Source organism: Ruminococcus sp. RTP21198st1_G1_RTP21198_201120 (genome assembly GCF_040924265.1).
GTDB classification, from domain to species: Bacteria; Bacillota; Clostridia; order Oscillospirales; family Ruminococcaceae; genus Hominimerdicola; species Hominimerdicola aceti.
On sequence record NZ_JBCOMH010000009.1, the window covers coordinates 1 to 23,302 of the forward strand.

At 46.1% G+C, this 23,302-nt stretch carries 20 protein-coding genes and 2 tRNA genes; 8 read left to right on the plus strand and 14 right to left on the minus strand.

Features of this window, described 5'->3' with window-relative positions; all coding sequences use genetic code 11:
* Window positions 1-119: 119 nt before the first annotated feature.
* A tRNA-Asn gene (locus AB5627_RS07075) sits at window positions 120-195 on the plus strand.
* A 214-nt stretch (window positions 196-409) separates the two neighbouring features.
* Here the strand turns inward: AB5627_RS07075 and AB5627_RS07080 are convergent.
* The 3 genes from AB5627_RS07080 to AB5627_RS07090 all read right to left on the minus strand — a co-directional run bounded on the left by AB5627_RS07080 (window position 410) and on the right by AB5627_RS07090 (window position 2,387).
* Entirely contained in the window at window positions 410-982 is a 573-nt protein-coding gene (locus tag AB5627_RS07080; RefSeq protein ID WP_022287127.1) for a hypothetical protein, read from the minus strand.
* A 70-nt stretch (window positions 983-1,052) separates the two neighbouring features.
* Entirely contained in the window at window positions 1,053-1,526 is a 474-nt protein-coding gene (locus AB5627_RS07085) for a DUF3795 domain-containing protein (protein WP_022287126.1), read from the minus strand.
* Window positions 1,527-1,631: 105 nt separating this feature from the next.
* Entirely contained in the window at window positions 1,632-2,387 is a 756-nt protein-coding gene (locus AB5627_RS07090) for a ThiF family adenylyltransferase (RefSeq protein ID WP_022287125.1), read from the minus strand.
* Window positions 2,388-2,613: 226 nt separating this feature from the next.
* On the opposite strand from AB5627_RS07090, the gene AB5627_RS07095 reads away from it, so the two are divergent.
* From AB5627_RS07095 to AB5627_RS07115, 5 genes are all read left to right on the plus strand, one after another.
* Complete coding sequence (locus AB5627_RS07095; protein WP_265291094.1) at window positions 2,614-4,764, plus strand: Tex family protein; 2,151 nt, start codon at window positions 2,614-2,616, stop codon at window positions 4,762-4,764.
* Window positions 4,765-4,861: 97 nt separating this feature from the next.
* Window positions 4,862-5,710: a LytTR family DNA-binding domain-containing protein gene (locus AB5627_RS07100; protein ID WP_265291093.1), complete on the plus strand. Its 849-nt coding sequence runs from the start codon at window positions 4,862-4,864 to the stop codon at window positions 5,708-5,710.
* The gene (locus AB5627_RS07105; RefSeq protein ID WP_022287123.1) at window positions 5,710-7,035 is read left to right on the plus strand and encodes a sensor histidine kinase; all 1,326 of its coding nucleotides are present in this window, start codon (window positions 5,710-5,712) and stop codon (window positions 7,033-7,035) included. Before AB5627_RS07100 ends, AB5627_RS07105 begins: the two co-directional genes overlap by 1 nt.
* Before the next feature lie 155 nt (window positions 7,036-7,190).
* Entirely contained in the window at window positions 7,191-7,754 is a 564-nt protein-coding gene (locus AB5627_RS07110; protein WP_265291092.1) for an accessory gene regulator B family protein, read from the plus strand.
* The gene (locus tag AB5627_RS07115) at window positions 7,741-7,875 is read left to right on the plus strand and encodes a hypothetical protein (protein WP_022287121.1); all 135 of its coding nucleotides are present in this window, start codon (window positions 7,741-7,743) and stop codon (window positions 7,873-7,875) included. The genes AB5627_RS07110 and AB5627_RS07115 overlap by 14 nt, the downstream gene beginning before the upstream one ends.
* Window positions 7,876-8,423: 548 nt before the next feature.
* Here the strand turns inward: AB5627_RS07115 and AB5627_RS07120 are convergent.
* From AB5627_RS07120 to AB5627_RS07145, 6 genes are all read right to left on the minus strand, one after another.
* The gene (locus AB5627_RS07120; protein WP_368369758.1) at window positions 8,424-12,488 is read right to left on the minus strand and encodes a hypothetical protein; all 4,065 of its coding nucleotides are present in this window, start codon (window positions 12,486-12,488) and stop codon (window positions 8,424-8,426) included.
* 59 nt (window positions 12,489-12,547) lie between these two features.
* Window positions 12,548-12,934: a hypothetical protein gene (locus tag AB5627_RS07125; RefSeq protein ID WP_265290921.1), complete on the minus strand. Its 387-nt coding sequence runs from the start codon at window positions 12,932-12,934 to the stop codon at window positions 12,548-12,550.
* A 178-nt stretch (window positions 12,935-13,112) separates the two neighbouring features.
* Window positions 13,113-13,742 (minus strand): LuxR C-terminal-related transcriptional regulator, encoded by a 630-nt coding sequence (locus AB5627_RS07130; RefSeq protein ID WP_117877879.1) that lies wholly within the window; start codon window positions 13,740-13,742, stop codon window positions 13,113-13,115.
* Window positions 13,739-14,989: an ATP-binding protein gene (locus AB5627_RS07135; protein ID WP_265290920.1), complete on the minus strand. Its 1,251-nt coding sequence runs from the start codon at window positions 14,987-14,989 to the stop codon at window positions 13,739-13,741. Before AB5627_RS07135 ends, AB5627_RS07130 begins: the two co-directional genes overlap by 4 nt.
* Window positions 14,986-16,647, minus strand: coding sequence for a hypothetical protein (locus tag AB5627_RS07140; protein ID WP_265290919.1), 1,662 nt, complete (start codon window positions 16,645-16,647; stop codon window positions 14,986-14,988). The genes AB5627_RS07135 and AB5627_RS07140 overlap by 4 nt, the downstream gene beginning before the upstream one ends.
* Window positions 16,648-16,754: 107 nt before the next feature.
* Window positions 16,755-16,831 (minus strand) — tRNA-Arg (locus AB5627_RS07145).
* Window positions 16,832-16,848: 17 nt separating this feature from the next.
* Between AB5627_RS07145 and AB5627_RS07150 the strand changes: the two genes are divergently transcribed.
* On the plus strand, window positions 16,849-16,992 hold the full coding sequence (locus tag AB5627_RS07150) for a manganese efflux pump (protein ID WP_272481044.1): 144 nt from the start codon (window positions 16,849-16,851) through the stop codon (window positions 16,990-16,992).
* Window positions 16,993-17,044: 52 nt separating this feature from the next.
* Here AB5627_RS07150 and AB5627_RS07155 read toward each other — a convergent pair whose 3' ends face one another.
* The 5 genes from AB5627_RS07155 to AB5627_RS07175 all read right to left on the minus strand — a co-directional run bounded on the left by AB5627_RS07155 (window position 17,045) and on the right by AB5627_RS07175 (window position 22,802).
* Entirely contained in the window at window positions 17,045-18,955 is a 1,911-nt protein-coding gene (locus tag AB5627_RS07155) for a diguanylate cyclase (protein WP_368369759.1), read from the minus strand.
* A 292-nt stretch (window positions 18,956-19,247) separates the two neighbouring features.
* Entirely contained in the window at window positions 19,248-20,177 is a 930-nt protein-coding gene (locus AB5627_RS07160) for an acyl-CoA thioester hydrolase/BAAT C-terminal domain-containing protein (protein WP_278643467.1), read from the minus strand.
* Window positions 20,178-20,419: 242 nt separating this feature from the next.
* On the minus strand, window positions 20,420-20,560 hold the full coding sequence (locus AB5627_RS07165) for a FeoB-associated Cys-rich membrane protein (protein WP_171028911.1): 141 nt from the start codon (window positions 20,558-20,560) through the stop codon (window positions 20,420-20,422).
* On the minus strand, window positions 20,557-22,563 hold the full coding sequence (gene feoB / locus AB5627_RS07170; protein ID WP_046441150.1) for a ferrous iron transport protein B: 2,007 nt from the start codon (window positions 22,561-22,563) through the stop codon (window positions 20,557-20,559). The genes AB5627_RS07165 and feoB overlap by 4 nt, the downstream gene beginning before the upstream one ends.
* Window positions 22,560-22,802, minus strand: a complete 243-nt coding sequence (locus AB5627_RS07175; protein ID WP_022287113.1) for a FeoA family protein — start codon at window positions 22,800-22,802, stop codon at window positions 22,560-22,562. Before AB5627_RS07175 ends, feoB begins: the two co-directional genes overlap by 4 nt.
* 226 nt (window positions 22,803-23,028) lie before the next feature.
* Between AB5627_RS07175 and AB5627_RS07180 the strand changes: the two genes are divergently transcribed.
* Window positions 23,029-23,274 carry a TM1266 family iron-only hydrogenase system putative regulator gene (locus AB5627_RS07180; RefSeq protein WP_022287112.1) on the plus strand — a complete coding sequence of 82 codons (246 nt, stop codon included), beginning with the start codon at window positions 23,029-23,031 and terminating at the stop codon, window positions 23,272-23,274.
* The last annotated feature ends 28 nt before the right edge of the window (window positions 23,275-23,302 follow it).

Below are 23,302 nucleotides of genomic sequence, written 5' to 3' on the forward strand. Positions count from 1 at the left end.
ACACAGTAGTTAAGCTCTTCTTCGCCGAAAATACTTGGATGGTAACGTTCCGGTAAGATAGGGTGCTGCCGACACCTTACTAAACAGAGAAGATAATTTTCTTCTCTGTTTAGTCATATTCCTCCTTAGCTCAGTCGGTAGAGCATTCGGCTGTTAACCGAAGGGTCGTTGGTTCGAGTCCAACAGGGGGAGCCAAAGAGCTGTAGCTTTTGCTGTGGCTCTTTTTTTGTATATATGATTTTGTATTGAAGTTTGTAAATGTAATGTATGGAAACAGGGCTTCCGTATGCTTACACTAATGTAGGTGTACGGAAGTCCTTTTTGTTGCACAAAATCTTTAAGTAGAAAAAATCATAGCACCCGTTATGAGTGCTGCGATGAGGGAGCTGTTCGATAAATGGGAAACTATTTATGGATTGTCTTTGATTTCAATTTCTACTGAATAATCAACATCTTTTGAGTTGAGGTCTGTAAGTAGAATAGTATTATTGTCAAAAGGAACTATTTCAATGTTGCTTTTTCTTTTGCATTTATCAATAAGTAAAAATTTCTTTCCATTTTGGTCTGTACAAACAGCATATAACAGCTTAGGCACTTTGAGTTCATAAACTAAATTCGTAATATACGGCTGTACCCATTCTTCATTTCTTTCAGAAATTCTGATACGTAATTCTTTTGATTCATCACTGATGCGTTGTTCAAAATTCTGCTGCATATATATCTTTTTGAATTTTTTGTTGTTATAATAATCCATAATCAATACATATGGCAGGAGCCACAAACCATAATCAATGAAGCCCAGAAAAGCTAACCATTTAATAGGAGAGAAGAGAAATGCAACAGCAAGAATAAACCCACCGAAAAATGGAAATCCAGATATGTGTTTTTTGCTTTTTTTGCTTTGATATAATGCGGCATATGTAACAGCTATCAAAAATGCTCCGATTATTCCAAGCGTTATAGTCATGAGCCATTCTTGCATAACATTTTTTCCTTTCTGAAAAATTCAAATAATAGTGCTGTGATAAGTGATCTGCTCGACAAATTGGAATTTAAATCATTTTTTTATATGGTCTATAATGCGGATTTTCGGAATTATTTTTCCAAAATGCCTCTATACCATATTCTCTAATTTGTTGATTACCCTCCAGCCACTGCCTGTATACTATTTCTTCAAAAATTCCCTGCGTTTTTTTGCACGGAAACTCATTGCACTCTCCACAAAAATCAACGCCATGGTTCTTTGTGCACTCAAGCAAAAAACACCCTTCGATGCTGCATCCATTATGTTCTGTGCTGCGGCAACCTGAACAAGAAGCACCCGCATATATGCTAAGTACTCCCTCAAAGTTGTTATAGCTTTCTACGGCGTCGGGCATATGTACCTCATAAAATTCTTTTATGCCCTCTAAATATTTTAATAATGTTTTAGCCGACGCACAAATTATCCCATCATTATATGCCGAACAAGTGTGGCACATTAAAGAACATGGTGCAACCTTTTTAATAATTTCACTTTTATCCATTTTTTTTGTACTCCTCCACTAAATTACGATTTGTCGGGCTGTATACCCGATTGATTTCCAAAACCATTATACCACAGCTGATCAATAGTTCGTCCTTTGTTTGTATTATTTCTTAGCCAGATCTTTAATAACTTCTCCTGCCACGATAAGACCCACCACTGACGGAACAAATGCTGTTGAGCCTGGAATATCACGGCGCACTGTGCATTTTCTTGCCGTACCAGGAGGACAAATGCAGTCCTGACGGCATGAAATAGCCATATCTTCTATCGGTCTGATAGGCTGTTCCTCTGAGTAAACAACTTTAAGCGACTTTATGCCTGCCTTTTTAAGCTCTCGTCGCATGACTTTTGCAAGAGGGCAGACCTTTGTCTGATAAATGTCCGCCACACGGAATGCTGTAGGGTCAAGTTTGTTGCCTGCACCCATTGAGGATATAACAGGTACTCCTGCGACGTCTGCTCGCTTTATTATCTCCAGCTTGCCTGTAACAGTGTCAATGGCGTCGATAATGTAATCATACTGAGTAAAATCAAACTGATCCGCTGTGTCAGGCATATAAAAACACTTGTATGTGTTTACCTTTATGTCAGGGCAGATGTCGTGAACACGCTCCTCCGCCACGTCTACCTTGTATTTTCCTACTGTTTTTCTTGTGGCAATTATCTGACGATTGATGTTGGTCAGACACACTTTGTCATCATCTATAAGGTCAAGCTCGCCTACACCGCTTCGTGCAAGGGCTTCAACTGCATATCCGCCTACACCGCCTATGCCGAAAATCGCAACCCTGCTGTTGCTGAGCTTTTCCATTGCTTCTTTGCCGAATAAAAGCTCGGTTCTTGAAAACTGATTTAGCATATAAACACTCCTGAATACTGTTTTATTCTTTTATGATAACATATCCAAGCCCTTTTTTCAAGTGCATTTTTGCCTGCTTTTATTAATTTTCTGATAAATCCTATATGTATTATATAATATCTTTGTTACAGTTTTCGACCGCATTTTCGTTGCGTTTTTATCGAAAATGTGCTATAATATTATATGTGATAATACGCAAAAAGTAATAAAAAGGATTGGTAAAAACATGGACATTAACAAGACCCTTGCGGAAGAATTTAAGCTCAGACAGGAGCAGATAGACAACACTGTTGCACTCCTTGATGACGATAAAACTATACCGTTTATTGCACGATACAGAAAGGAGCTTACAGGCTCGTTGGACGATCAGGTGCTTAGAGAGATCGCTGACAGGCTCACATATCTTAGAAATCTCGAAAAACGTAAAAGCGAGATAATCTCTTCTATCACTGAGCAGGAGAAAATGACAGACGAGATAATGTCTGCTATCGAAAATGCAAAGACCCTTGTGGAGGTGGAGGATATCTACAGACCTTTTAAGCCGAAGCGTAAAACAAGGGCTTCGGTGGCAAGAGAAAAGGGGCTTGAACCACTGGCTGAACTTATCTTGACTCAGGATAAAAAATGCGACCCGCAGGTCGAGGGGTCAAAATTTATCAACGAGGAAAAGGGCGTAAAGTCTGCGGACGAAGCTTTGCAGGGTGCAATGGACATAATCGCAGAGGATATCTCTGACGATGCTGACCTGAGAAAATACATAAGAACGTTGTTTTCGCAGATAGGCGTGATAAGCTCAAAAGCATCTGACGAGAATACCGAGTCGGTGTATGAGAACTATTATGACTATGCCGAGGCTGTGGGAAAGATAGCAGGTCACAGAGTTTTGGCTTTGGATAGAGGCGAAAAAGAGGGCGTTCTGAAAGTATCAGTGAATGTCCCGGAGGGCGCAGGGGAGAGAGCCTGCGTGTCAAGATATATGAAAAACAAGTCAGAGTGCGGACAGCTTGTTACGGCTGCTTGTGAGGACGGCTATAAAAGACTTATTTATCCGTCCATAGAGCGTGAGATAAGGGCGGAGCTTTCGGCAAACGCTCAGGAGGGGGCGATAAAGGTGTTCTCTTCAAACCTCAGACAGCTTCTTATGCAGCCGCCTGTTAAAGACACTGTTACCCTTGGTCTTGACCCAGGATATGCTCACGGTTGTAAGACCGCTGTAGTGGACGCTACGGGCAAGGTGCTTGACACTGCGATAATCTACATTACTCCGCCAAAGAAGGATACAGAGCGTGCTAAGCGTGTTCTGACGGGCTTTATAAAGAAATATGGCGTTACGACTATCTCCATAGGCAATGGCACTGCTTCAAGAGAAACGGAGCAGTTCACAGCCGAGCTTATCAAAGAAATTCCGCAGAAAGTTTCTTACATGGTGGTGTCTGAGGCAGGCGCTTCCGTTTACTCCGCTTCAAAGCTTGCGGCTGAGGAGTTTCCTGAGTATGACGTTTCACTGCGTTCAGCAGTATCAATAGCACGCCGTTTGCAGGACCCTCTTGCAGAGCTTGTAAAGATAGACCCAAAGGCAATAGGTGTTGGACAGTATCAGCATGATATGCCAAAGGCGAGAATGGACGAGGCTTTAAAGGGCGTTGTTGAGGACTGCGTAAACTCAGTAGGCGTTGACCTTAATACGGCTTCATACTCATTGTTGTCATACATATCGGGCATAAATATGACAGTTGCAAAGAATATTGTTTCCTACCGTGAGGAAAACGGAGCTTTCACCGAAAGAAAGCAGCTTATGAAAGTTCCGAAGCTTGGCGCAAAGGCATTTGAGCAGTGTGCAGGCTTTTTGAGAGTGCGTGGCGGAAAAAATCCGCTGGATAACACGGCTGTTCACCCTGAGTCATATAAGGCCGCGCAGGCGCTTATTGACAGGTGCGGGCTGAGCCTTGCGGACATGGGCGATGTAAAGCAGATAGCTGAGAAAGTCAATGCAATGGGCATGAAGAAGCTTGCCACAGATATCGGCATTGGTGCTCCGACGTTAAAGGACATAGTAGGGGAGCTTGAAAAGCCGGGTCGTGACCCTCGTGACGAGTTGCCGCCACCGCTTATGAGAAGTGGCGACATTATGGAGCTTAAAGACTTGAAGCCGGGCATGGAGCTTATGGGCACAGTGAGAAACGTAATAGACTTCGGAGCGTTCGTTGATATCGGTGTTCATGAGGACGGACTTGTACATATTTCTCAGATGTGCGACAGATTTATAAAGCACCCTCTTGAGGTCGTAAAGGTCGGGGAGGTAGTTAAGGTTTGGGTAATTAACGTTGACCTGAAGAAAAAGCGTATTTCGCTTACTATGAAAAAGCCTAAGGTGTAGGGATCCAAAACGAAATAAGCTGGAAAAGTCCTAAATAAGTGGGACGTTGGTCTTACACTTTTGCGGCAGACTGAAGGGCTGTTAGAACAGCCCTTTTTTGTTTGCAGCAAGGTGTGGTCTTGACGCAGGAAGCTGTGAAACGCCTTATGGCTTGACCTTATGGTATAATTATGGTAATATAAAATCGTACATAGACTATGTTATAAAAGGACGTGAAAAAATGCGGATCGCAGTTTGTGATGATAATGCTGTTTTTCTTCAGTTTTTTAAATCTATGCTGGCAAATGAACTTGAATCAAGGTCGGTCAAAGCTGAAATAGAAACGTTTACCAAAGCTGAGAGCTTTTTTTACTGCCATGGTAAAAAGCCTTTTGCGGCTATATTTCTTGACCTTGATATGCCTGAAATGACCGGTTTTGAAGTCGCGCGGCAGCTAGGTCAGAATGGTAATTGCTTCGTGATCTTTGTGACAAGTCATCAGGAGCTGGTTTATGACAGCTTTAATTTCAGACCGCTGAATTTTATCTGCAAAGATCCTGACGCCGATGTTATGAATGATAGGCTCCATATGGTAGCAGGACAGTTGACGGACGCACTTAAGCAGGAAAAGACAGTGGTTTTGGAGAATAGGGAGCAGGGAAGGATCTCTGTAAAGCTTCGGGATGTAACTTATATAGAGAGCAATAGCCACAGCATCATATATCATTTTGCAAATAATAAGGATACTATTGCAGTCAGAGATAGCATTGGCGAGATAGAAGAAGCTTATCGTAAATTTGATTTTATACGGGTGCATAAAAAATATATCGTCAATCTGAAATATGTTTTTAACATAAGCCGTTCAAATGAAACAGTGATCTTCAAAAGCGGCTCAGAGCTTCCCATGAGCCGAGGATATAAGAATGCAGTTGACGACGCTTTGACTGAATATCTGAGGAGAAAGTGATGACTATTACATTGTGGACGATATTTGAGATCTTGATAAACTTTTATCAGGGCGGTCTGGAAACATGGTTTATATATAGATTTCTTACGCCAAGATCTCATGAAAGGGCTAAGATATGGGCTGTTATATTTGCCGTTTGTGAAGGCTGTCTGGTCACTGCTTTTAATTATTTCACTGTATTTGAGGGCTTTGGAAGTGCTTTGTACTGGGCAAGTCTGCTTGTTTTTGCGTTTTGCTTTTTTAGTGACAATGCAGTAAAGAAATTTCTTTCCATATCCCTCTCGCAGGTTGCGATCTTGTTGATAACGTCATTGGAACTAAATGCTGTATCGTCATTTTTTAAAATATCCCTCAGGGAGCTTGTGGTCGAACAAAGCTTGCTTAGATTTGTGACGCTTATAATGCTCCAGATCTCTATATTCATTGTATTTAGATTAATACTGATGGCCTTTAAACATACAGATGATTATACGGCTTCAGATTGGGTTACGATAATTGCAGTGCTTATTATTTCGTTTTCTCTCGTTATGGTAATACATGAACTGTCCCTTTCGGCAGACGATGGCCATAGGCTGTATATAAATCTGTCATATATGCTTGTCTTTGTTCTTAATATACTTATATTCTGGATAATAAATTCTTTGATAAAAAAGAATCGGAAGCTCAAGGAAATGGAGATAGTCAAACTAAGAGAGCAGTATCTTGAGCAGTTTATCGGAAACGCCGAGTCGCAATATGACGCCATGAGAAAACTAAGGCATGATATAAAAGACAAATATGAAACGGTTAATGAACTGTTGAAAGCCCCAAAAATAGATGAAACGAGAAAATTTATCTCAGAAAGCTTTGACCTTATCGGGAAGTCGGAGTCCTATGTTAAAACGAAAAATAATATTGTAAATGCTATCGTTAACGCAAAGCTTACGATGGCTTCTTCCTTGGGGATAAAAATATCATGTATAACAGTTTCAGATTTTGAGGGAATAAAGGGAACTGACCTTTGCGACCTGTTGAGCAACACGTTGGAGAATGCTATAACGGCATGCAAGGAAATAGCCGACGACGCAAATAAATTTCTGTATCTGAAGATCGACCGAGAAACGGATACATATACGTTTTTGATAAAAAATTCAATAGATCATTCTGTTATGGATAGTAATCCAAGGCTTACGACCACAAAGGCTGATAAAAAACAGCATGGTCTGGGGACCTCAATAATCAGAGAGATAGCAAGAAAATATAATGGCAGATGCGATTTCTATGAGTCGGAGGGAATGTTTTGCTGTCAGGTAACATTGATGGCAGATACAACGGTCCTGAACTAATTGTTCCGGACCGTTGCTGCATTTCGTGACAAAAACCTGCAACTCATTCCAAAAAGCTTGACATATTGCTGTTATTCTAGTAAAATTCAAATTAGGGTAAGACAAAAGCGAGGCGGTAGTTTATGGATCTTGTTGTATCGGGTATACTTAATTTTTTGACCGAGCAGGAAGCTATCGGAAAAGCAGATGAGGTACAGGATTTTTATCGGTATGGCATAGAAATAACTATCTCATCAATGTTAAACATTGTGCTTGTATTGCTTATGGGAGCATTGACGGGGCATTTGCTGGAAAGCGTAATATATTTGGCAGTGTTTATTGCTGTCAGGGTTATTACCGGAGGGTATCATGCAGATACATATTTCAGATGCAATCTGCTGATGTGTTCGACATTTATTGCTACAGCTTTTCTTAATGACAAGGTATGCGGATATATAAATATATGGGTGATAGTTGCCTTTGTGGTGTTTGAAGAGATAATAGCTTTTGTATTCTGCCCTGTGGAGAACAAAAATAAGCCTATAGAAAAAGATAAAAAGCCAAAGTTCAAAGCGATGGGAATGATAGTTTTTCTGTTGCTTGATCTGTTTGGCGGGGCGATTATCAATAGATATCAGATGGTTGGATCTATGATCCTGTTAACAAATCTATTAATTGCAGTTTTAATAATATCAGCGAAGATCAAAGAAAAGAGGTGTGATAAAAATGAGATCATTTAAGAAATTGCTTGCCAGCCTTATTGCCAGAGCAACTAAGAGAATGGGTATAGCTGCCTGCGGATGTGCATCAATGTATGGTGGCTATCAAGCTAAAGAGCCAAAAAACATTTACAAGAATTAAGCGTAAAGCTACAAGAATTACGATAAGCATTACAAAGTCTTTATCATTTCCCCTTTAAATCTTGTGATACTTGTAAATGAGGTAACATTAGCAGGAAAATAACTTCCTGCTGGTGTTACCATTTTTTTATTTGTAGTGAGTTCAAGCTTTTGACAGTGAGTAAATTTGCTTTTAGGCACAAAAAAATTATGCCCTACAAAAGGATGCGCTGTACTATTCGGTTTTCAAAGAACGGGCGGAGGCTATAGAGAAAGCCCCCTCACTTTCCATGCCGAAAAGTTGAGGGGGCTACAACCAAGTTTTTTAATTTTCTAAAAGATTTTTGAGCTTTGCTCTGATTTTTGTCGAAGGCATAAAGAAAGAGCGCTGGAGATTGCCGTCCCCGTTCGGTTGGGGATATATGGTCAGAATGTGGGTGTCGCTTGCCGCCTTTAGGAAAGGGACTTGCTGGCAAACTCGCTTTCAGGAAAATAGGCGGTGGCGGAATGATCCGTCACCGCCTATTGTGTTTAGGCTATTTCGATTTCGGAAGCGTCGGCTTATTTAACCTAGGATTCCTTTCTCTTTTTGCCGCTTACGCCCAGCAGAGTCAGAACGCCGCCGCTGACGTACAGAGCAGCCAGCCAACAGATGTGGTTGCTGCTGCCACCGGTCTGAGGACACTTGGTGGAGTCGTCATTTCCTGGCTTATTGGTGTTATTATCACTGCTGCCTGTATTGTTGGTGTTGCCGCCGTCGGGGAGCTTGTCGATGACCGTATTCTCGCTGCGCTTGGCGCCGCAAACGGTGCATTCCTCGTGCTTGATGCCGGTGGCCTCCTTGGTAGCGGCCTTGTCGATCACCCACTGGAAGCTGTGTGCTGCCGTGTCGGCCTTGTCGCCGCACTCGCACTCATGCCAGTGGTTGGTGCCGTCATACTTCCACTCTGTACCGTAGCTGTGGGTATGAGTGCTGCCTGTTGCGGGGATCGGTGCGGTTTCAAGAACCTTCTTGCAGACGGTGCATTCCTTATGCTTAGTGCCGTCGGCGGTTTCGGTAGCTGCCGTGTCAACGATCCACTCGCTGGCGCTGTGAGCCGCAATATTGGCCTTATCGCCGCACTCGCACTCATGCCAGTGGTTGGTGCCGTCATACTTCCACTCTGTACCGTAGCTGTGGGTATGGCTTGGAGGCGCATCCTTATAGGTGGCCTCGAGCTTCACATCATTGCCGGGCATGGTGAAGGTGGTAGTCGCCTTGGTGGCGTCTGCCAGAGTGACATTGCCCTCCAGCACGACCCACTTGTCAAAGACCTTGCCTGTCTCCGGTGCGTCCGCCGTAACGGTCACAACGGTGTTCTGCGCGATCTTGTCCGTGATGAGTGTCCCTGCGGCAAGGGAGGCTGTGCCCTTGATGACCGTGACAACGTATCCGGTCGCAGCGGAGTTCTTTACGAACCTTGTCTCGCCGCAGTCGGCACGCTGGCAGGTGTAGAGAATTCCTTCGCTCTTGCCCTGTTTTGCAGGTTTGCCGCCGTCCCAGTCGTGGCTGAGCTTATTAACGACATGACCGTAGCGGATAATCTGTCCGCAGCCGGCTGTGCACTGCTGGTCGCCGCTATAGCCTGAGGTGGTGCATCCGGGCTTAACCTCATTGATCAGCTTGTAGTTATCGGCAATTTCGTGGAGGGACGGGGTAGAGACGCCCTTCTGTGCGATCCTGTCGCACGATGTACAGTACTGGTTGCCGGAATAGCCCCTCTCTGTACAGGTCGCCGTTCTTACATCCCGCAGTTCAAGGGGACCGCTATGCCTGAAGTCGCCGGTCTCGCCCTTTACGGTGCCGCCGCAAGCCGTGCAGCGGTAGTCGCCTTCATAGGCGCGGTGTCGGCAGTCTCCCGATTTGGCGTTATAGCGTTTGCCGCCATGGCTCGCGTCTGTGGTTGCCGAGTTGGCCGTGCCGTAGTAGTACAGCGGCTGCAGTGGACCGGTATGACCGGCGTTTGCAGGTGGGTAGATATCCGAACCGGCACTGATGACATGGCCGCAGTCTGCACAGGCGGTGTCGCCGGTGTAGCCCTTACGGTCGCAGATCTGCTCCTTCGCATTGAGCACCGTGGTGTCGCCGCTGTGGTCACAGCTTGCATAGACAGGCTCAAAGAAGAAACTGCCGCCGCCGGGGGCACCCATGGCGCTGAACTCTGGGATCGTGCAGCCCCACTCAAGGGCGGAGCCGTTGGTCACCAGCTTGAACTGGGACTTCGCCTCGTTGGCACTCCAATTTTTATGAACCGGTGCAGTGCTGTCAGACACGTTGTATTCGCGGAGATACTCCACCTTCCAGCCGATGGCCTTCTGATCGGTTCTCTCTTCGGGATAAAGCCTGATCTTGTCGCCGGGCTTGACGATCATACGGGTTGCCCGGCCGTTTTTCACTGTCACCAGCGCAGTGTCCTTTGTCCACTGATCGGCTCCTCCGTCATCATCCTTGTCGATTTTTGTCTTTGTGTACTCGCAAATGCTGCATTCAGCCTCCATGCCGCCATTGCTGCCTGTGGTATCGGGGTTTTCGACCACATTCCAGCGGCCCCAACTATGGGGAACCATGATGAATTCCTCGCAGCCGGGAACCTTGCACTTTTCGGGGTGGGCATAGTCAGATTCAATGATGAGCTGCTCCACCGTCTTGGTCGAGCCGCCGATGTTGAAGGTATACTCATAGATACTGCCGAAGCCGGTGCAGTCCCAGTTCCAGCCGTAATCATGGACATGGCTCTTCACAGGAACGGTATAGTCGCAGACGGAACATCTGAGCACATCGACTCTGCCGCCGCCTACCGCGTCAAGGCTTCTGTCAAGCACAAAGGTATGCGGGAAGATGCGCTCCTTGGAGCCGGTGGTCATATAATGCGCTTCGTATTCGCCTGCTTCGAACAGGCACGGGAGCTTGTGACCGTCGCATTTCGGGTCGCCGCCCACGACACCGTTATGGGTATTCCCATGCTTATCGACCCAAGTGACCTTGTATTCCGGCGTTTTCTCGCTGTCTTCCGTGGGCACACGCACACCCGCCTGCTTGTGGCTGTAGGCATGGGTGGCAGTCAGTTTTGCCTCCGCCGTTTTCATGGTGTCGGAAGGGTCGCCCTTTCTGCCGATGACGCAGTAGTAGGAGTAGTCCTCCATGCAGGCCTGAGTGGAAACCGACATCTTCAGTGTGGAGGTCGTCACACCCGTGTAAAACCTACCCTCCGGCAGCTTGTAGGGCGCCGCCGTTGGATTCTCATTATTCTTCCGATACCACTGATAGGTCAACTCGTCGCCCTTCAGGCTTCTTGCCGAGACAGAGAAGGTGAGCGGGTTATTTTCATAGAACAGCAGGCCGTTTTCCGGCTCTTCGTTATAATCATCGTAGATAGAGGTCTTACACTTGACGCCCCTCGGCTGGCGGTTGATGACGATGGAACTGCCGCTGATGTAGCCGCAGACCTTGCACACGCCCTTGGCGTCAAATTCATGGTTGGCGGCATTCAGCTTTTTATCGTCACAATAGCGGCAGGGGTGCCAGTGCTGCGTTCCGTCAGCCTCCCAGGTGGCGGAGGCTATGTGAGTATGTCCGGCGCCGGAATGCTCCGTCTTCAAATGATCCTCAAAATCAGAGTCGCTGAAGCACCAGTCGTCATGATCGCAGCCCATAGCGCTCACGGCATCTCGGCAGCAGTCCTTGCAGCGCTGATCGCAGCCGTCCTCGCAGGGATCGCTGTCGTGGAAGCACAGGCCGCAGTCCTCACAGAAGTGATCCGCATAGTCCGTGTCCATTGCGCACATTCCCTCGGAGCAGTCGGAGTTGCCCTCGCAGCACTCCTTGCACATCTCGCAGGTTTCGCAGAACTCGTCCTCGTCCTCCTTATCTGTGACCCAGCCGTCACAGCCCTGGCAGATGTGCTCGTCCCACTCGGCGCTTTCCACGCAGGTCTCGCCGTCCGGGCAGCCGCCGCCCTCAGAGTTATCTCGGCAGCACTCAAGGCACAGGCCGCAATCCTCGCAGGACTCCTGATTCAGCAGGCATTCCTCGCACTGTTCGCAGGCCGTGTGGCAATCGATGCAGTGGATGACGCCGGTATCATCATCGTCCACGCACTCGTCCACCGAACCGAAGCAGGCGTTACACAGCGAGCAGTGCATCGGGTCGCTGTCATCGTTTGCACAGTCATCGCAGAAGCCGCAGGAGTCGCAAATGGTTATGGAGCAGCAGGGACCCTTATAGCATTCGCCGCATAGCTGGTCATCCTCGCCGATGTAGCATTTGCCGCAGGTCGAGCAGTGCGTTTCCTCCATGCAGTCGGCGCATTTGTAGCATTGATCGCACCAATTGGGTGTATTGAACAGACACTCACCACAATCGTTGCAGTGAAATTCAGCGAAGCAGTCGGAGTTGCAGTCAACGGTGCAGAACCCACAACCGTCGCACATATTCTCAGCCCAGTGGTAGTGGTCGCAGTAGATACAATCTGTGCCTTGGTCGTAGTCCTCCCAAAAGGCATGGGTATGAAGCTCCTGACTCGGCATCAGTGAGAGCAGCATCACAAGCGCCAACAGGACGCTGGCGACGCGCCTTCGTTTGTTCGTTTTTGTCATACTATTATTCCTCCCTCATAATTATTTTGAAGATTTTTATGCTTTTTGTGTTGCCTGATTTAAACACTGTCGATGACCGAAGCAAAGTAGTTTTCGGATACCGAACCGAAGAGAAAAGCGTCTATCAGACCCTCGCGCTTTGCCTGCCGTACCTTTTCGGTCAAATCTTCATCTGTATCATCATCCACAAAGAGAATGACACGACAGCTTTCCGTGTTCCGTTTTACCTTGTCACGGATTGCCATTCGTTCTTTGAACATCCATGGCGAATACGCCTTGACCTCCATTAAAAGCACATCCGGTTGATGCGTTTTGCACCACTCGGCGGTTGCGTCCGGCGACTCGGAGATCACAACTTGGCAATCGTCCAATTTTTGCATCAGCATTCGCTCCATGGTGTGCGCATGGATATCGCTTTGAATGTCAAGAACGATTTTTTTCATCATTCATCACCACCTTCTAAAAGCACAATCCTAATCTTACATTATCTATTATACTGATTTTTTGGCGTTTGTCACTGGCACTTGTGCCAGTGACAGAAGAAAAATCCCGATTTTTTCAAAAATTTTTGCCTTTTGGGCGCGAAAAACCCCTTGACCGTACAGCCAAGGGGTTCAGTTTTGCTTATTCGTCTTTTAAGGTGATCACCATGAGTTTGTTTTCAATGGCGGTTGCAACCAGCGCTTCTCTGCTTTCAAAGCCGCTCTTTTCCACCATATCGTCCAGGTTCCAGCGAACGCCGTTTTTGGAGATGCCCAGCTTATCGGCAATTTCCTGATAGGTAAAGCCCTTTATATAAAGGCGTAGGATGTCTAACTGCCGGGGCGAGAAGACATCGGACATCGTACCCTCCATTTCAATGGCCGGAGCGGTATCGGGGAATACCTTTTCCCCTGCCAGAGTGCGCTTTACCACGCTCATCAGCTCCTCTGTTCCGTGGTCCTTATACCACAGGCTGTCGGCAGCACCCATTTTGGCTCTTTGCAAAACTTCGGGATCGACAAGCGAGGTAGCCACAACGATTTTGATTTGCGGAAAAGCCTTTTTGATGCGCTTTGCGGCGGCAAGACCAGAATGTTTATGCTGCGTCTGCACATCCATAAGGACGAGCTTTACGGTGGCGTCGCAGTGCTTTTCCGCTTCAAAGGCGTCACGGAAAACGCCGACAAGATGAAACTCGCCGTCTGCCGCAAGACGATCGACAAAGTGCTTTTGGATGTATAGATCATCTTCTACAAGTATGGTGTTTATCATAGGCTGATCTCCTTTGCGGGAATCGTAATCAGAAGAGCAAAGCGTGGATTGTGCGAAATATGCATTTCACCGCCGGAGCTTTCAATACTGCGGCGAAGCGTTGACAGGCCGCTGCCCTCCTTTATCGGTTCTGTGGGTATTTTGCCGTTGTTGGTTATGGTAACATCATAGCGTTCGCCGCGCTGGGCAATGCGGATATATACCTCATTCCCGTCTGCGTGCTTGATGCAGTTGGTCACGCACTCCTTGGCGGCAGCAACGGTCAGCTCCTCGGCTGCGGTATCACGGGGCAGGTAGCCGTCGATTTTTACAGCCACGCCAAGCTGCTGTGCAGTTCTTTTTACCTCGTCCATTGTGCTGACAGAGGTGACACGGTTGCTTGCCAGCATACCGATGGCATTTTGCAGCGCCTCAAGCTTTCGCTCGGTATCCTCTCCGCTGTCTATGATGTCACGTATGGTCAGGAGGCTTCGCCCGATGGTATCGTGAATATAGACCTTTAGGTCAAGGCTTTCCTTCTCTTTGACATCGTTCTCCATGCGAGCGTACATCTTCCTGAGCTTTCGATTGACTTCTGCCAGTTCTTCATTTATTTCCTCTTGCTTTTGGTAGCCGTTATACAGCTCGGTTACATTGTGCGCCGTTATCTGCTGCCAGCGGTCATCGCTGTCCACGGTGATATTTTGTGTGCGAAACTGCCAGACGGTCTTGTCGGGCAGGATGTAGCAATCATCCTTGACGGTTACGGATCTGTCCGGCACGCTCAGGGCATTTTCCATATCGCTTTTGATTTGCAGCTCGTGGCCGCAAAGGGCAAAGGAGAGCCTGCGCATACGGTTGTTGCACAGGATGATCCTGCCGTTCGGGTCGGCAAAGCAGATGCCCATAGGCAGCTTATCGGTTGCTTCCTTAATGGAGAACGGCGAGAGCTCGTTCTTTTTACGGCGGTATTCCCGCGGCAGAGCAATGGCAAAGTGAACTGCCGCAAGGAAAATGGCAGCGGCAAATATCAGCCACGGTGCGTCCAGCAGAAATGCGTCCCCGATATTATCGGGATCTGCCTGAGAAACGGAGAATAGCAGCGGGATCATCACCGCCATGACCGCCAGACTCAGCAGGCTGCGCACCGGCTTATTGCTGCGAAGAAGCTGATACATAAACAGCCCGATTTCAAGGACGATCTCCACAAGCATGATAAACGGCAGCATGGTCTGCCAAAATTCGGAAAGGGAAGAAAATGCACTCATTTTCTGTCACCTTCTTTCGCTTCAAATACAAGGTGCTGGTATTCCTCGTCATCCTCTTTTTCACAGCGGATACTGTCTCCGTTTACCAAAGCGGAAAGGTCGGCTTTGCAGCACACATTCAGTGACAAGCGCAAGCCGTTTGCCTTTATGAGGCTTACCTGTATGCCTGTTAAATTCAAAATGTCGGCTTCAATAACCGATTCATAAAAATCAAATACAGCAGTCGCCGTTTTGCCGGAGAGCATGGAAAGAGATTCGTCCACATAGAGCGAGCTGCGGACGCCCAACAGCTTCAGCGTTTGGAGGGACTCATTGAAGGCACGGTGGAGTTCCGTTTCCGCTATTTTAATATCTCGGTCGGTAAGGAGCGTCAGATGCTTGCGGCGTTTAATATAGCTGCACAGCACGGCAATCTCGGCAAGGAGCGTTTTGGCACTGTCGGGATCGGTGCTTGAGATTCGGCGGTATTCCTTAGTGAGCTCTGCAATGCGGTCGATCTGCGTCTGCGTAGCGGAACGCAGGAGATCATACAGGCGGTTTTGCTCCTCCACCTTGCGGCGCTTGGCTTCACGCTTGTATTCATAACGGAGTATTTCGTTCCTGTCGGCAAGCTCGTCTGCAAGAAGCTCAGAGTCCTCCTTGATGTCACGCAAAGCCGACACATCCTCTGTCCATACGGCATAGCCGCCATCAATGGGCATGGTGTGAACGGTCAAGCCGCCCATCGTGACCGGGCTTTGCTCGGCTTTTTTCATCGTTTCCTTTGAAATAGGCGCAGTGTTTACAGCTGCATACCGAACGGTAAAGTCCTTGTCGGTGATCTCTGCCGATGTGCCGACAGAGGAGGCAAACAAGTCCACATAACGGCTGTTTGAATGTATATATCCGCAGGCGATGCAAAGCTCAAAGGTCAGAATATACATCACACTTTGGAATGCGGCAATATCGCCGAACAAGTGGAGCAGCCAATCCGCACCTGCATAGTAAAGCACGCTGTAAACGATCGTCAGCAGCATAGGAACAATGGGCAGAAAGTGGAGTCTTCCTTTTTGCACACGGCATTTGAAAAACATAATTACGAGTGCGGCAAAGGCACACAGCACCTGCCAGCCTACAATAATGAAGTAGCCTATCGAGTAGCCGTTGTTTTTGTCTGTCCACACGGCGGCGTCCTTCGGAAAGGTAAATACGAATTGGTGCAGGTCATTTGTGAGCACGAGCAGAAGCAATGTGCCGGAGATGATCCACAGAATCGACATTCCCTTGGGGAATTTGTATTCGTCCGGCTTTCCCAATGACATGGCGATCAGCAGCGCCAGCATAGGCACAAACAGCATGGGCAGATAGAACAGATACCACAGGTAACGGACGGCATCCGGCTGCCAGAATATAAAATACTTTGCCGAACGGACTACCATCCATATGATGAGCAGTACTGCGGTGACCGTCATAAACCTGCACACCTGCTTTTGCACGATCCGCTGACGGACGGAGAGCCCCCAGGCGGCGAACAGACCGATATAGATAAAGCTGCGCAGATAGGAAAACAGCATCGGGTAAAAGCTGCCCCTGCCCACAATTCGGAAGCAATATGCCAGTATCACGGCAAGTACAGCGATGCCGCTTGTTATGATAGTATTCTTTTTCTGTTCGGTCATAAACAGACCCCATTTCGCCTTCATTCGTTTTTGTTTACATTTGGGTAGCAAAAAAGCCCGATATATTCGGGCTTTTCGCAGGAGACATCTTTTTTGTCTCCACATTATGGCGTTCCCGAGGTGATTCGAACACCCGACCTACCGCTTAGGAGGCGGTCGCTCTATCCAGCTGAGCTACGGAAACACATTACAATCGTTATTATATCACAGTTTTGCAATTTTGTCAAATGTTTATTTGACAAAAAAAGTTGGCTCGCCATAGCAACAAGTATCGACGCACTTGCAGTCGGAATAACGTTCGCTTTCCTGAATATCTTTCTTGAGGGAGTTGGCATACTCAAATAGCATAAAAACAAGGGCGGAAGTTTTCAAACTATCCGCCCTCTGGTTATGTCTGTTAGTCCCGCCGACTATGATGTTTACGCTTTTGCGTGTACATCTCACGATCTGACGCTTTCATAAGATCGTCGATCTCTTTCAACGTTTTCGGCTTTCCCGCCTTGTAGCCACAGCTTATCGACACATCATATGGCGACTTGCTTCTGCGATTGTACTCTGCAATGCTGCGGGATACCTTTTCGTAAAAGCTGTCCGCACCGTCTGTTTCAGCGATAACAGCTACAAATTCATCACCGCCGAAGCGTGAGCATATCCCACCTTCTGCAGTGCATTTTGTCATCAGCGACGCCACTGCCTTTATCGCCTTGTCACCCTCGTTGTGACCATAGAGGTCATTTATCTTTTTAAGGTTGTCCATGTCAATAGAGAATACCCATACGCCTACGCCCTGTTTCTCAGCCTTTGAAATAAGCTTTTTTACGTTCTTGTAAAAGCCCCTGCGGTTATATATCCCCGTCATGGGGTCAAGCATATGTATCCTTGCAAGCTCCGCATTTGCCCTTTCAAGCCGCTGGCGGTTTTTAAAGCTCTCCATTATCTGATTGGTGTTGTTTATAAAACGTCTTGTGTTCTGGAAAAGAAAATATATAGGACTAAATGAATTTGCCGCATAGCCTATGACCTCGTCCTGAAAATGAAGCGGCGAGAACATTAAGCAGTTATGGCGTCCAAGGACTTGCTCCATATCAGGCAAAAGATCCTTGGTGTCAAAAACTTCACCGGTCTTGTATTTGTTGTCAAAAGTCTGCATGAAAACTCTCATCTGCTTTGTAAAGCTGTTATTAAAGCGTTCTCTCTGCCTCGTGTTTGACAGAAAATCAGAGTTTGTGCATACCCAGCTATAATAATCTCCCGAACGTGCCATTACCTTTGCCATTTCTTCTACGGTGTGACATTCCACTGATTTTGCAAGATAAGAGAACATATGCTGTTCGTGACCATCAGAATTGTTCATTCTGTGGTAAAGCTCAAGGATCTTGTCGCCTACTTCTCTCGGGTCTATTTTCTTACAACCGCATGACTGGGATATCCTCATGGTGTAGCTGACCTCTATTTTTTCAGGAAGAGGCACTCCGTTCATCATATGGTCTATGGCGTTTATTATCTTTTCGCCAAGCACATCATTGTCTACAGCCGCCGTTGTAAGACGAGGGCTGTTATACTGTTCAAGTTCGATGCCGTCAAAGCCCGTTACAATAACGTCTTCAGGCACTTTTATGCCGCGTTCTCTCAGTATGCTGCAAGCTGCTATCGCCATAGCGTCGTTTGCACATATTATCGCCTGCGGAAATTCCAAACTGCTTTCTAAAAATTTCTCCAATACTCCTTTTGTTGGCATATCCCAGAAGTCACCATAGCCAAGACGCTCAGGCTCAAATTCTATGCCGTTTTCCGCAAGCACCTTTTTGTATGCTTCTATACGCTCTTCTGAGAAAGCATTGCCCTTTACGCCAGCAATGAAATTAACTCTTCTGCAGCCGTGAAATTCGATCACATGGCGAACTATCTTTTCAAAAACGTCAGAGTAATTGAATGTCACACTGCAGCAATTATCCATTGTACTGTCAACGCATATGACAGGAACACCGTGTTCATGGGCACGCTTGCTTATCTCGTTGGAAATGCTGTCTCTTTTTATTGCCTCGGGCATTATTATAAGTACGTCAAGAATGTCATAATTTATAAGATCAAAAATGCTTGCTTCACCATGGTTGTAGGAAATGTTGTGATAAAGGTCGCAAAAGGTGTTAAAAAGAAGCACCTTGTAGCCCTCTTTTACACCCTTTCGGCTTATGGAAGATACTATATCTCTCACATAGTCAGATTGTACGCATGAAGTGCAGATACCTATTATTTTATATTTCGCTGTATCGCTTATAAACATAGCTTGCTCCTTCGTCAGGGTCATGATGACCCACCACTATCTATATAAAATAATCGCTTTTTTGCTTTGATATGTGACTGCTATTAGAAAATATTCACATACCGTTAATTTTACCATATCCGCACTCTAATGTCAATAGAAAACTCACAAAATTCACAAAAATCTTCTTTTTGAAAGCATTTATTCTGTTGCAAAAAACAAAGACCGACTTTCAGCTTTTTTCGCTGGAAGTCGGTCTTTGTTTATCGTAAAACATATCGAGCAAGGGGCGACCAGAGGTCGCCCCTACACAAAATAGCGTATTTTATGGGCTTTTTTATTCAGCTACCCACTGTTTTAAAGCCGCAGAAAGCCGTCTGTCGATATCCTTTCTTGTCTGCTCGCACTCCTTAGGATAGTCCTTTGCAGCCTTGAAAATAAATTTCATTACGAATTTAAGTCCCACAGGAAGTGCTTTTCTGAGCATTGTCTCAGGGAGCACAAAGTGCGTTCCATGCTCGTAAGTCAGGGCTTCGTAATCGCACTCGTGAGGGCGTTCTTTCAAGCGCTTATCCATGCGGCGGACGTATTTTCCTGCCTCCCAGAAGCTGTCGTCATCAGCACCCACCATTATAAGCTTGCCCTTGATGTTCTCAACCTTTATCATTTCTTCCTCTGTATGTTCTCTTGCCTTTTCAGAGTCGATAAAAAGGTGCGTGCTTCGTGTTATATCTCCCGAGCCTTTGGTTTCTTCTTCTATTTTGTGATAGTATTCAGGGTGGGCATAAACGAACGGCATATAGGCAAGCGGCTTGCCCTGCCATGAAAGTGTGGAAGCGTCAGGGATAGGCCATTCCTTGCAGCCGTCTTTTTCGCCCTGCTCAAAGCCCTGCCATACAAAGTCGCTTGGCGTAAGACCGAAAGTGAGTGTTATGTCAGGGAAATATGAAGCTGCCACAAGGGAATCCATTCCTGCCGTACTCATTCCCATTATGCCTATCTTCTTGTTTCCATGGCTTTTGAGCCACTTTATAGAGGTCTCTATCCTTTCAAGCGGGAAGTTCACATGGCTGTAGTTCTTCATGTCAGGCGACATACACATAACGTTCACGCCATTTTTGTGAAGCCATTTTGCTCCGCACTTTGCCATAAAGTCATTAGGATCGTCGCCGAACAGACCTATCATTGCGTAGTTTGCACCCTTTGGGTTTTCATAATATGTACCATAAAAACCGTCTTTCTCATTGCTAAAAAATTGTTTCTTCATAATACCGACCTTTCTAAGCTGGTTTTCTTTATAAAGTTAGATTGAACTAACCATATCTCAAAAAAAACAGGGTGGATAACTTTGCCCTAAGCTATATTATATCACACTTTTGATTATTTGTCAGGTGTATTAACGAAAAAAGCCAGACGTATTGTAAATTTTTGATTTTCTTAGTGTTGCTTATATATTAATAAAATGGCGGAGAACGCATTCTTTTTGCAGTTCTCCGCTATTTTTATGCCTTATTTTTTGCCGCATCTGCTGTGACAGTGTGAGCAACAGCCACAGCATTTACCTTTTTTCTTTTGCTTTGATATACTTATTGCCGCCGTTACTGCCCATAAAAGCAGAAGTATCACCACTATCCAGTCGGCTGTATTCATAATAACGCTCCTATCTGATATACCGCACAGCCGCAAAGCCATGCCACCATGCACTGCATTATCACAACGCCTACTGTCTGTATCCTTGAATCAAGCTCTCTCTTTATGGTCGCCACCGCCGCAACACATGGGGTGTAAAGCAGGGTGAATACGAGAAAGCTCAGTGCGGAAAGGGTGGAGAATGCTCCCGAAAGAGCAGTGCCAAGATTTGCAGTGCTTGTGTTCATCAGTACCGCCATTGTGCTTACTACCGCCTCTTTTGCAGTGAAGCCTGATATAAGCGAGGTGGTCACTCTCCAATCTGCAAAGCCCAAAGGCTTGAATATTGGCGATATAGCCTGACCGATAAGAGCTAGCAGGCTGTCGGAGGAGTCTTTTACAACGTTGAGCTTTGCGTCAAAGGTCTCCAAAAACCATATTATGATAGTCGCAAAGAATATAACTGTGAAAGCTCTTTGTATAAAGTCCTTTGCCTTGTCCCAAAGAAGAAGTCCTACGCTTTTTGCCGAAGGAAGACGATAGTTTGGAAGCTCCATTACAAATGGCACAGGCTTGCCACGGAAAGCTGTATTTTTCAGTATCAGCGCAATTATTATCCCAAGCACTATGCCCGTTATGTATAAGCCTATCATCACAAGCGCCTGATATTTCTTGAAAAATGCTGCACAGAAAACTGCGTAAATAGGTATCTTTGCCGAACAGCTCATGTAAGGGGTAAGAAGTATGGTCATTTTTCTGTCACGGTCTGATACAAGCGTTCTCGTCGCCATTATGGCAGGCACTGAACAGCCGAAGCCTATGAGCATAGGCACAAAGCTTCGTCCCGAAAGACCGATCTTTCTAAGAAGCTTGTCCATTACGAACGCCACTCGTGCCATGTAGCCCGTGTCCTCCAGTATGGAAAGGAAAAAGAACAGCGTCACTATTATAGGCAGAAAGCTTAGAACGCTTCCAACGCCTGCAAAAACTCCGTCTATTATAAGGCTGTGTACAACAGGGTTTATGCCGTAGGCTGTAAGCCCTTTGTCTGCTAGGTCGGTGAGCTTGTCTATACCAAGGGAAAGCCAATCAGAAAGGGTCGAGCCGATAACATTGAATGTGAGGAAAAATACAAGAAACATTATCCCGAAAAATACAGGCAGTGCAGTGTATTTTCCCGTTAAAATGCGGTCTATTTTTACGCTCCGCTTGTGTTCCCGGCTCTCGTGGCATTTCACAACGCTTATGGCAACGACTTTTTCGATAAAGTCGTATCGCATATCTGCAAGCGCCGCATTTCTGTCAAGCTTTGATTCGTCCTCCATTTCCACTATGCAGTGTTCGAGAAGCTCCAACTCGTTTTGATTAAGCTCAAGCTGATCTTCGATATTCTTATCACCCTCAATAAGCTTTGAAGCACAAAATCTCGGCGGTATGCCTGCACGGTTTGCGTGATCCATGATAAGATGGACAACAGCGTGTATACATCTGTGCACAGCGGAATCGTCTGAGCAAAAGTCTGTGACAACAGGCTTTGTCTTGTTCCGGGCAGTTTCTACAGCCTTGTCGATAAGGTCTGAGATACCCTCGCCCTTTGCCGCACTTACTGGTATAACAGGTATGCCAAGTGCGTCGCTCATCATTTTTACGTCTATCGTTCCACCGTTGGCTCTTACCTCGTCCATCATGTTTAAGGCAAGCACCATTGGCACACGCAGTTCAAGAAGCTGTAAAGTGAGATACAGATTTCGCTCTATATTGGTGGCGTCAACAATGTTTATAATGCCGTCAGGTTTTTCATTTATTATGTAGTCACGGGTGACGATCTCTTCCTGCGTGTAAGGGCGCAGTGAGTATATTCCCGGCAGATCCACCACAGTGCAGTTTTTCTGCCCCTTTATGTCACCGACCTTCTGCTCGACTGTTACACCGGGAAAGTTTCCAACGTGCTGATTAGATCCTGTAAGGGCGTTAAAAAGCGTGGTCTTTCCGCAGTTCTGATTTCCTGCAAGGGCAAATCTCATATATGGTCATTCTCCTCTGTTTTTTCTATCTCTATGTTTTTTGCGTCCTCTATCCTGAGCGTCAGCTCGTAGCCTCTCAGTACTATATCAAGAGGGTCGCCCATTGGCGCACGCTTTAGCATTTTCACCTTTGTTTTGGGTATAAGTCCCATGTCGAGAAAACGCAGCCTAAGCGCACCCTCGCCGCCTACCGCTTTTATTACGGCAGACTCACCCGTTTTAAGCTTATCAAGAGTCATTGTCTTTTCCTCCATAGCTATATTTTATTCTTATGTTTTATCTAAAAGAACTCCACAAAATAAGTTTACCATGGCTAACTTTACTTGTCAATAGTATATGTCGTATATTTTAGTCAAATGTTATCTAAAAATTTTATTCAAATAGATAACTTCCAATTGACAACGCCAACAAATCGTGCTATCATAAAGTAAGATAAAGTACACTTTTACATTACGGGGGTGTTTTATGGATACCCGTGTGGCAATACTTGCAATAATCGCACACGATAACGGCTCTGCGCAGGAGATAAACGCAATTCTTCATGAGCATGCCGAGTATATAATAGGACGAATGGGTCTGCCATACCGAGAGCGTGGCATGAACATAATAAGTGTGGCAGTTGACGCTCCGCAGGACGTTATAAATTCTCTTGCAGGCAAGATAGGCAGGCTTGAGGGAGTGACCGCCAAGACCCTTTATTCGCCACAATAAAAATCTAATAAATATTTGTGACCCTGAC

Coding starts and splice junctions, on each gene's coding strand:
- AB5627_RS07080 (WP_022287127.1), bottom strand. CDS start 982: ATGCAAGAATGGCTCATGACTATAACGCTTGGAATAATCGGAGCATTT.
- AB5627_RS07085 (WP_022287126.1), bottom strand. CDS start 1,526: ATGGATAAAAGTGAAATTATTAAAAAGGTTGCACCATGTTCTTTAATG.
- AB5627_RS07090 (WP_022287125.1), bottom strand. CDS start 2,387: ATGCTAAATCAGTTTTCAAGAACCGAGCTTTTATTCGGCAAAGAAGCA.
- AB5627_RS07095 (WP_265291094.1), top strand. CDS start 2,614: ATGGACATTAACAAGACCCTTGCGGAAGAATTTAAGCTCAGACAGGAG.
- AB5627_RS07105 (WP_022287123.1), top strand. CDS start 5,710: ATGACTATTACATTGTGGACGATATTTGAGATCTTGATAAACTTTTAT.
- AB5627_RS07115 (WP_022287121.1), top strand. CDS start 7,741: ATGAGATCATTTAAGAAATTGCTTGCCAGCCTTATTGCCAGAGCAACT.
- AB5627_RS07120 (WP_368369758.1), bottom strand. CDS start 12,488: ATGACAAAAACGAACAAACGAAGGCGCGTCGCCAGCGTCCTGTTGGCG.
- AB5627_RS07125 (WP_265290921.1), bottom strand. CDS start 12,934: ATGATGAAAAAAATCGTTCTTGACATTCAAAGCGATATCCATGCGCAC.
- AB5627_RS07130 (WP_117877879.1), bottom strand. CDS start 13,742: ATGATAAACACCATACTTGTAGAAGATGATCTATACATCCAAAAGCAC.
- AB5627_RS07135 (WP_265290920.1), bottom strand. CDS start 14,989: ATGAGTGCATTTTCTTCCCTTTCCGAATTTTGGCAGACCATGCTGCCG.
- AB5627_RS07140 (WP_265290919.1), bottom strand. CDS start 16,647: ATGACCGAACAGAAAAAGAATACTATCATAACAAGCGGCATCGCTGTA.
- AB5627_RS07155 (WP_368369759.1), bottom strand. CDS start 18,955: ATGACCCTGACGAAGGAGCAAGCTATGTTTATAAGCGATACAGCGAAA.
- AB5627_RS07160 (WP_278643467.1), bottom strand. CDS start 20,177: ATGAAGAAACAATTTTTTAGCAATGAGAAAGACGGTTTTTATGGTACA.
- AB5627_RS07165 (WP_171028911.1), bottom strand. CDS start 20,560: ATGAATACAGCCGACTGGATAGTGGTGATACTTCTGCTTTTATGGGCA.
- feoB (WP_046441150.1), bottom strand. CDS start 22,563: ATGAGATTTGCCCTTGCAGGAAATCAGAACTGCGGAAAGACCACGCTT.
- AB5627_RS07175 (WP_022287113.1), bottom strand. CDS start 22,802: ATGACTCTTGATAAGCTTAAAACGGGTGAGTCTGCCGTAATAAAAGCG.
- AB5627_RS07180 (WP_022287112.1), top strand. CDS start 23,029: ATGGATACCCGTGTGGCAATACTTGCAATAATCGCACACGATAACGGC.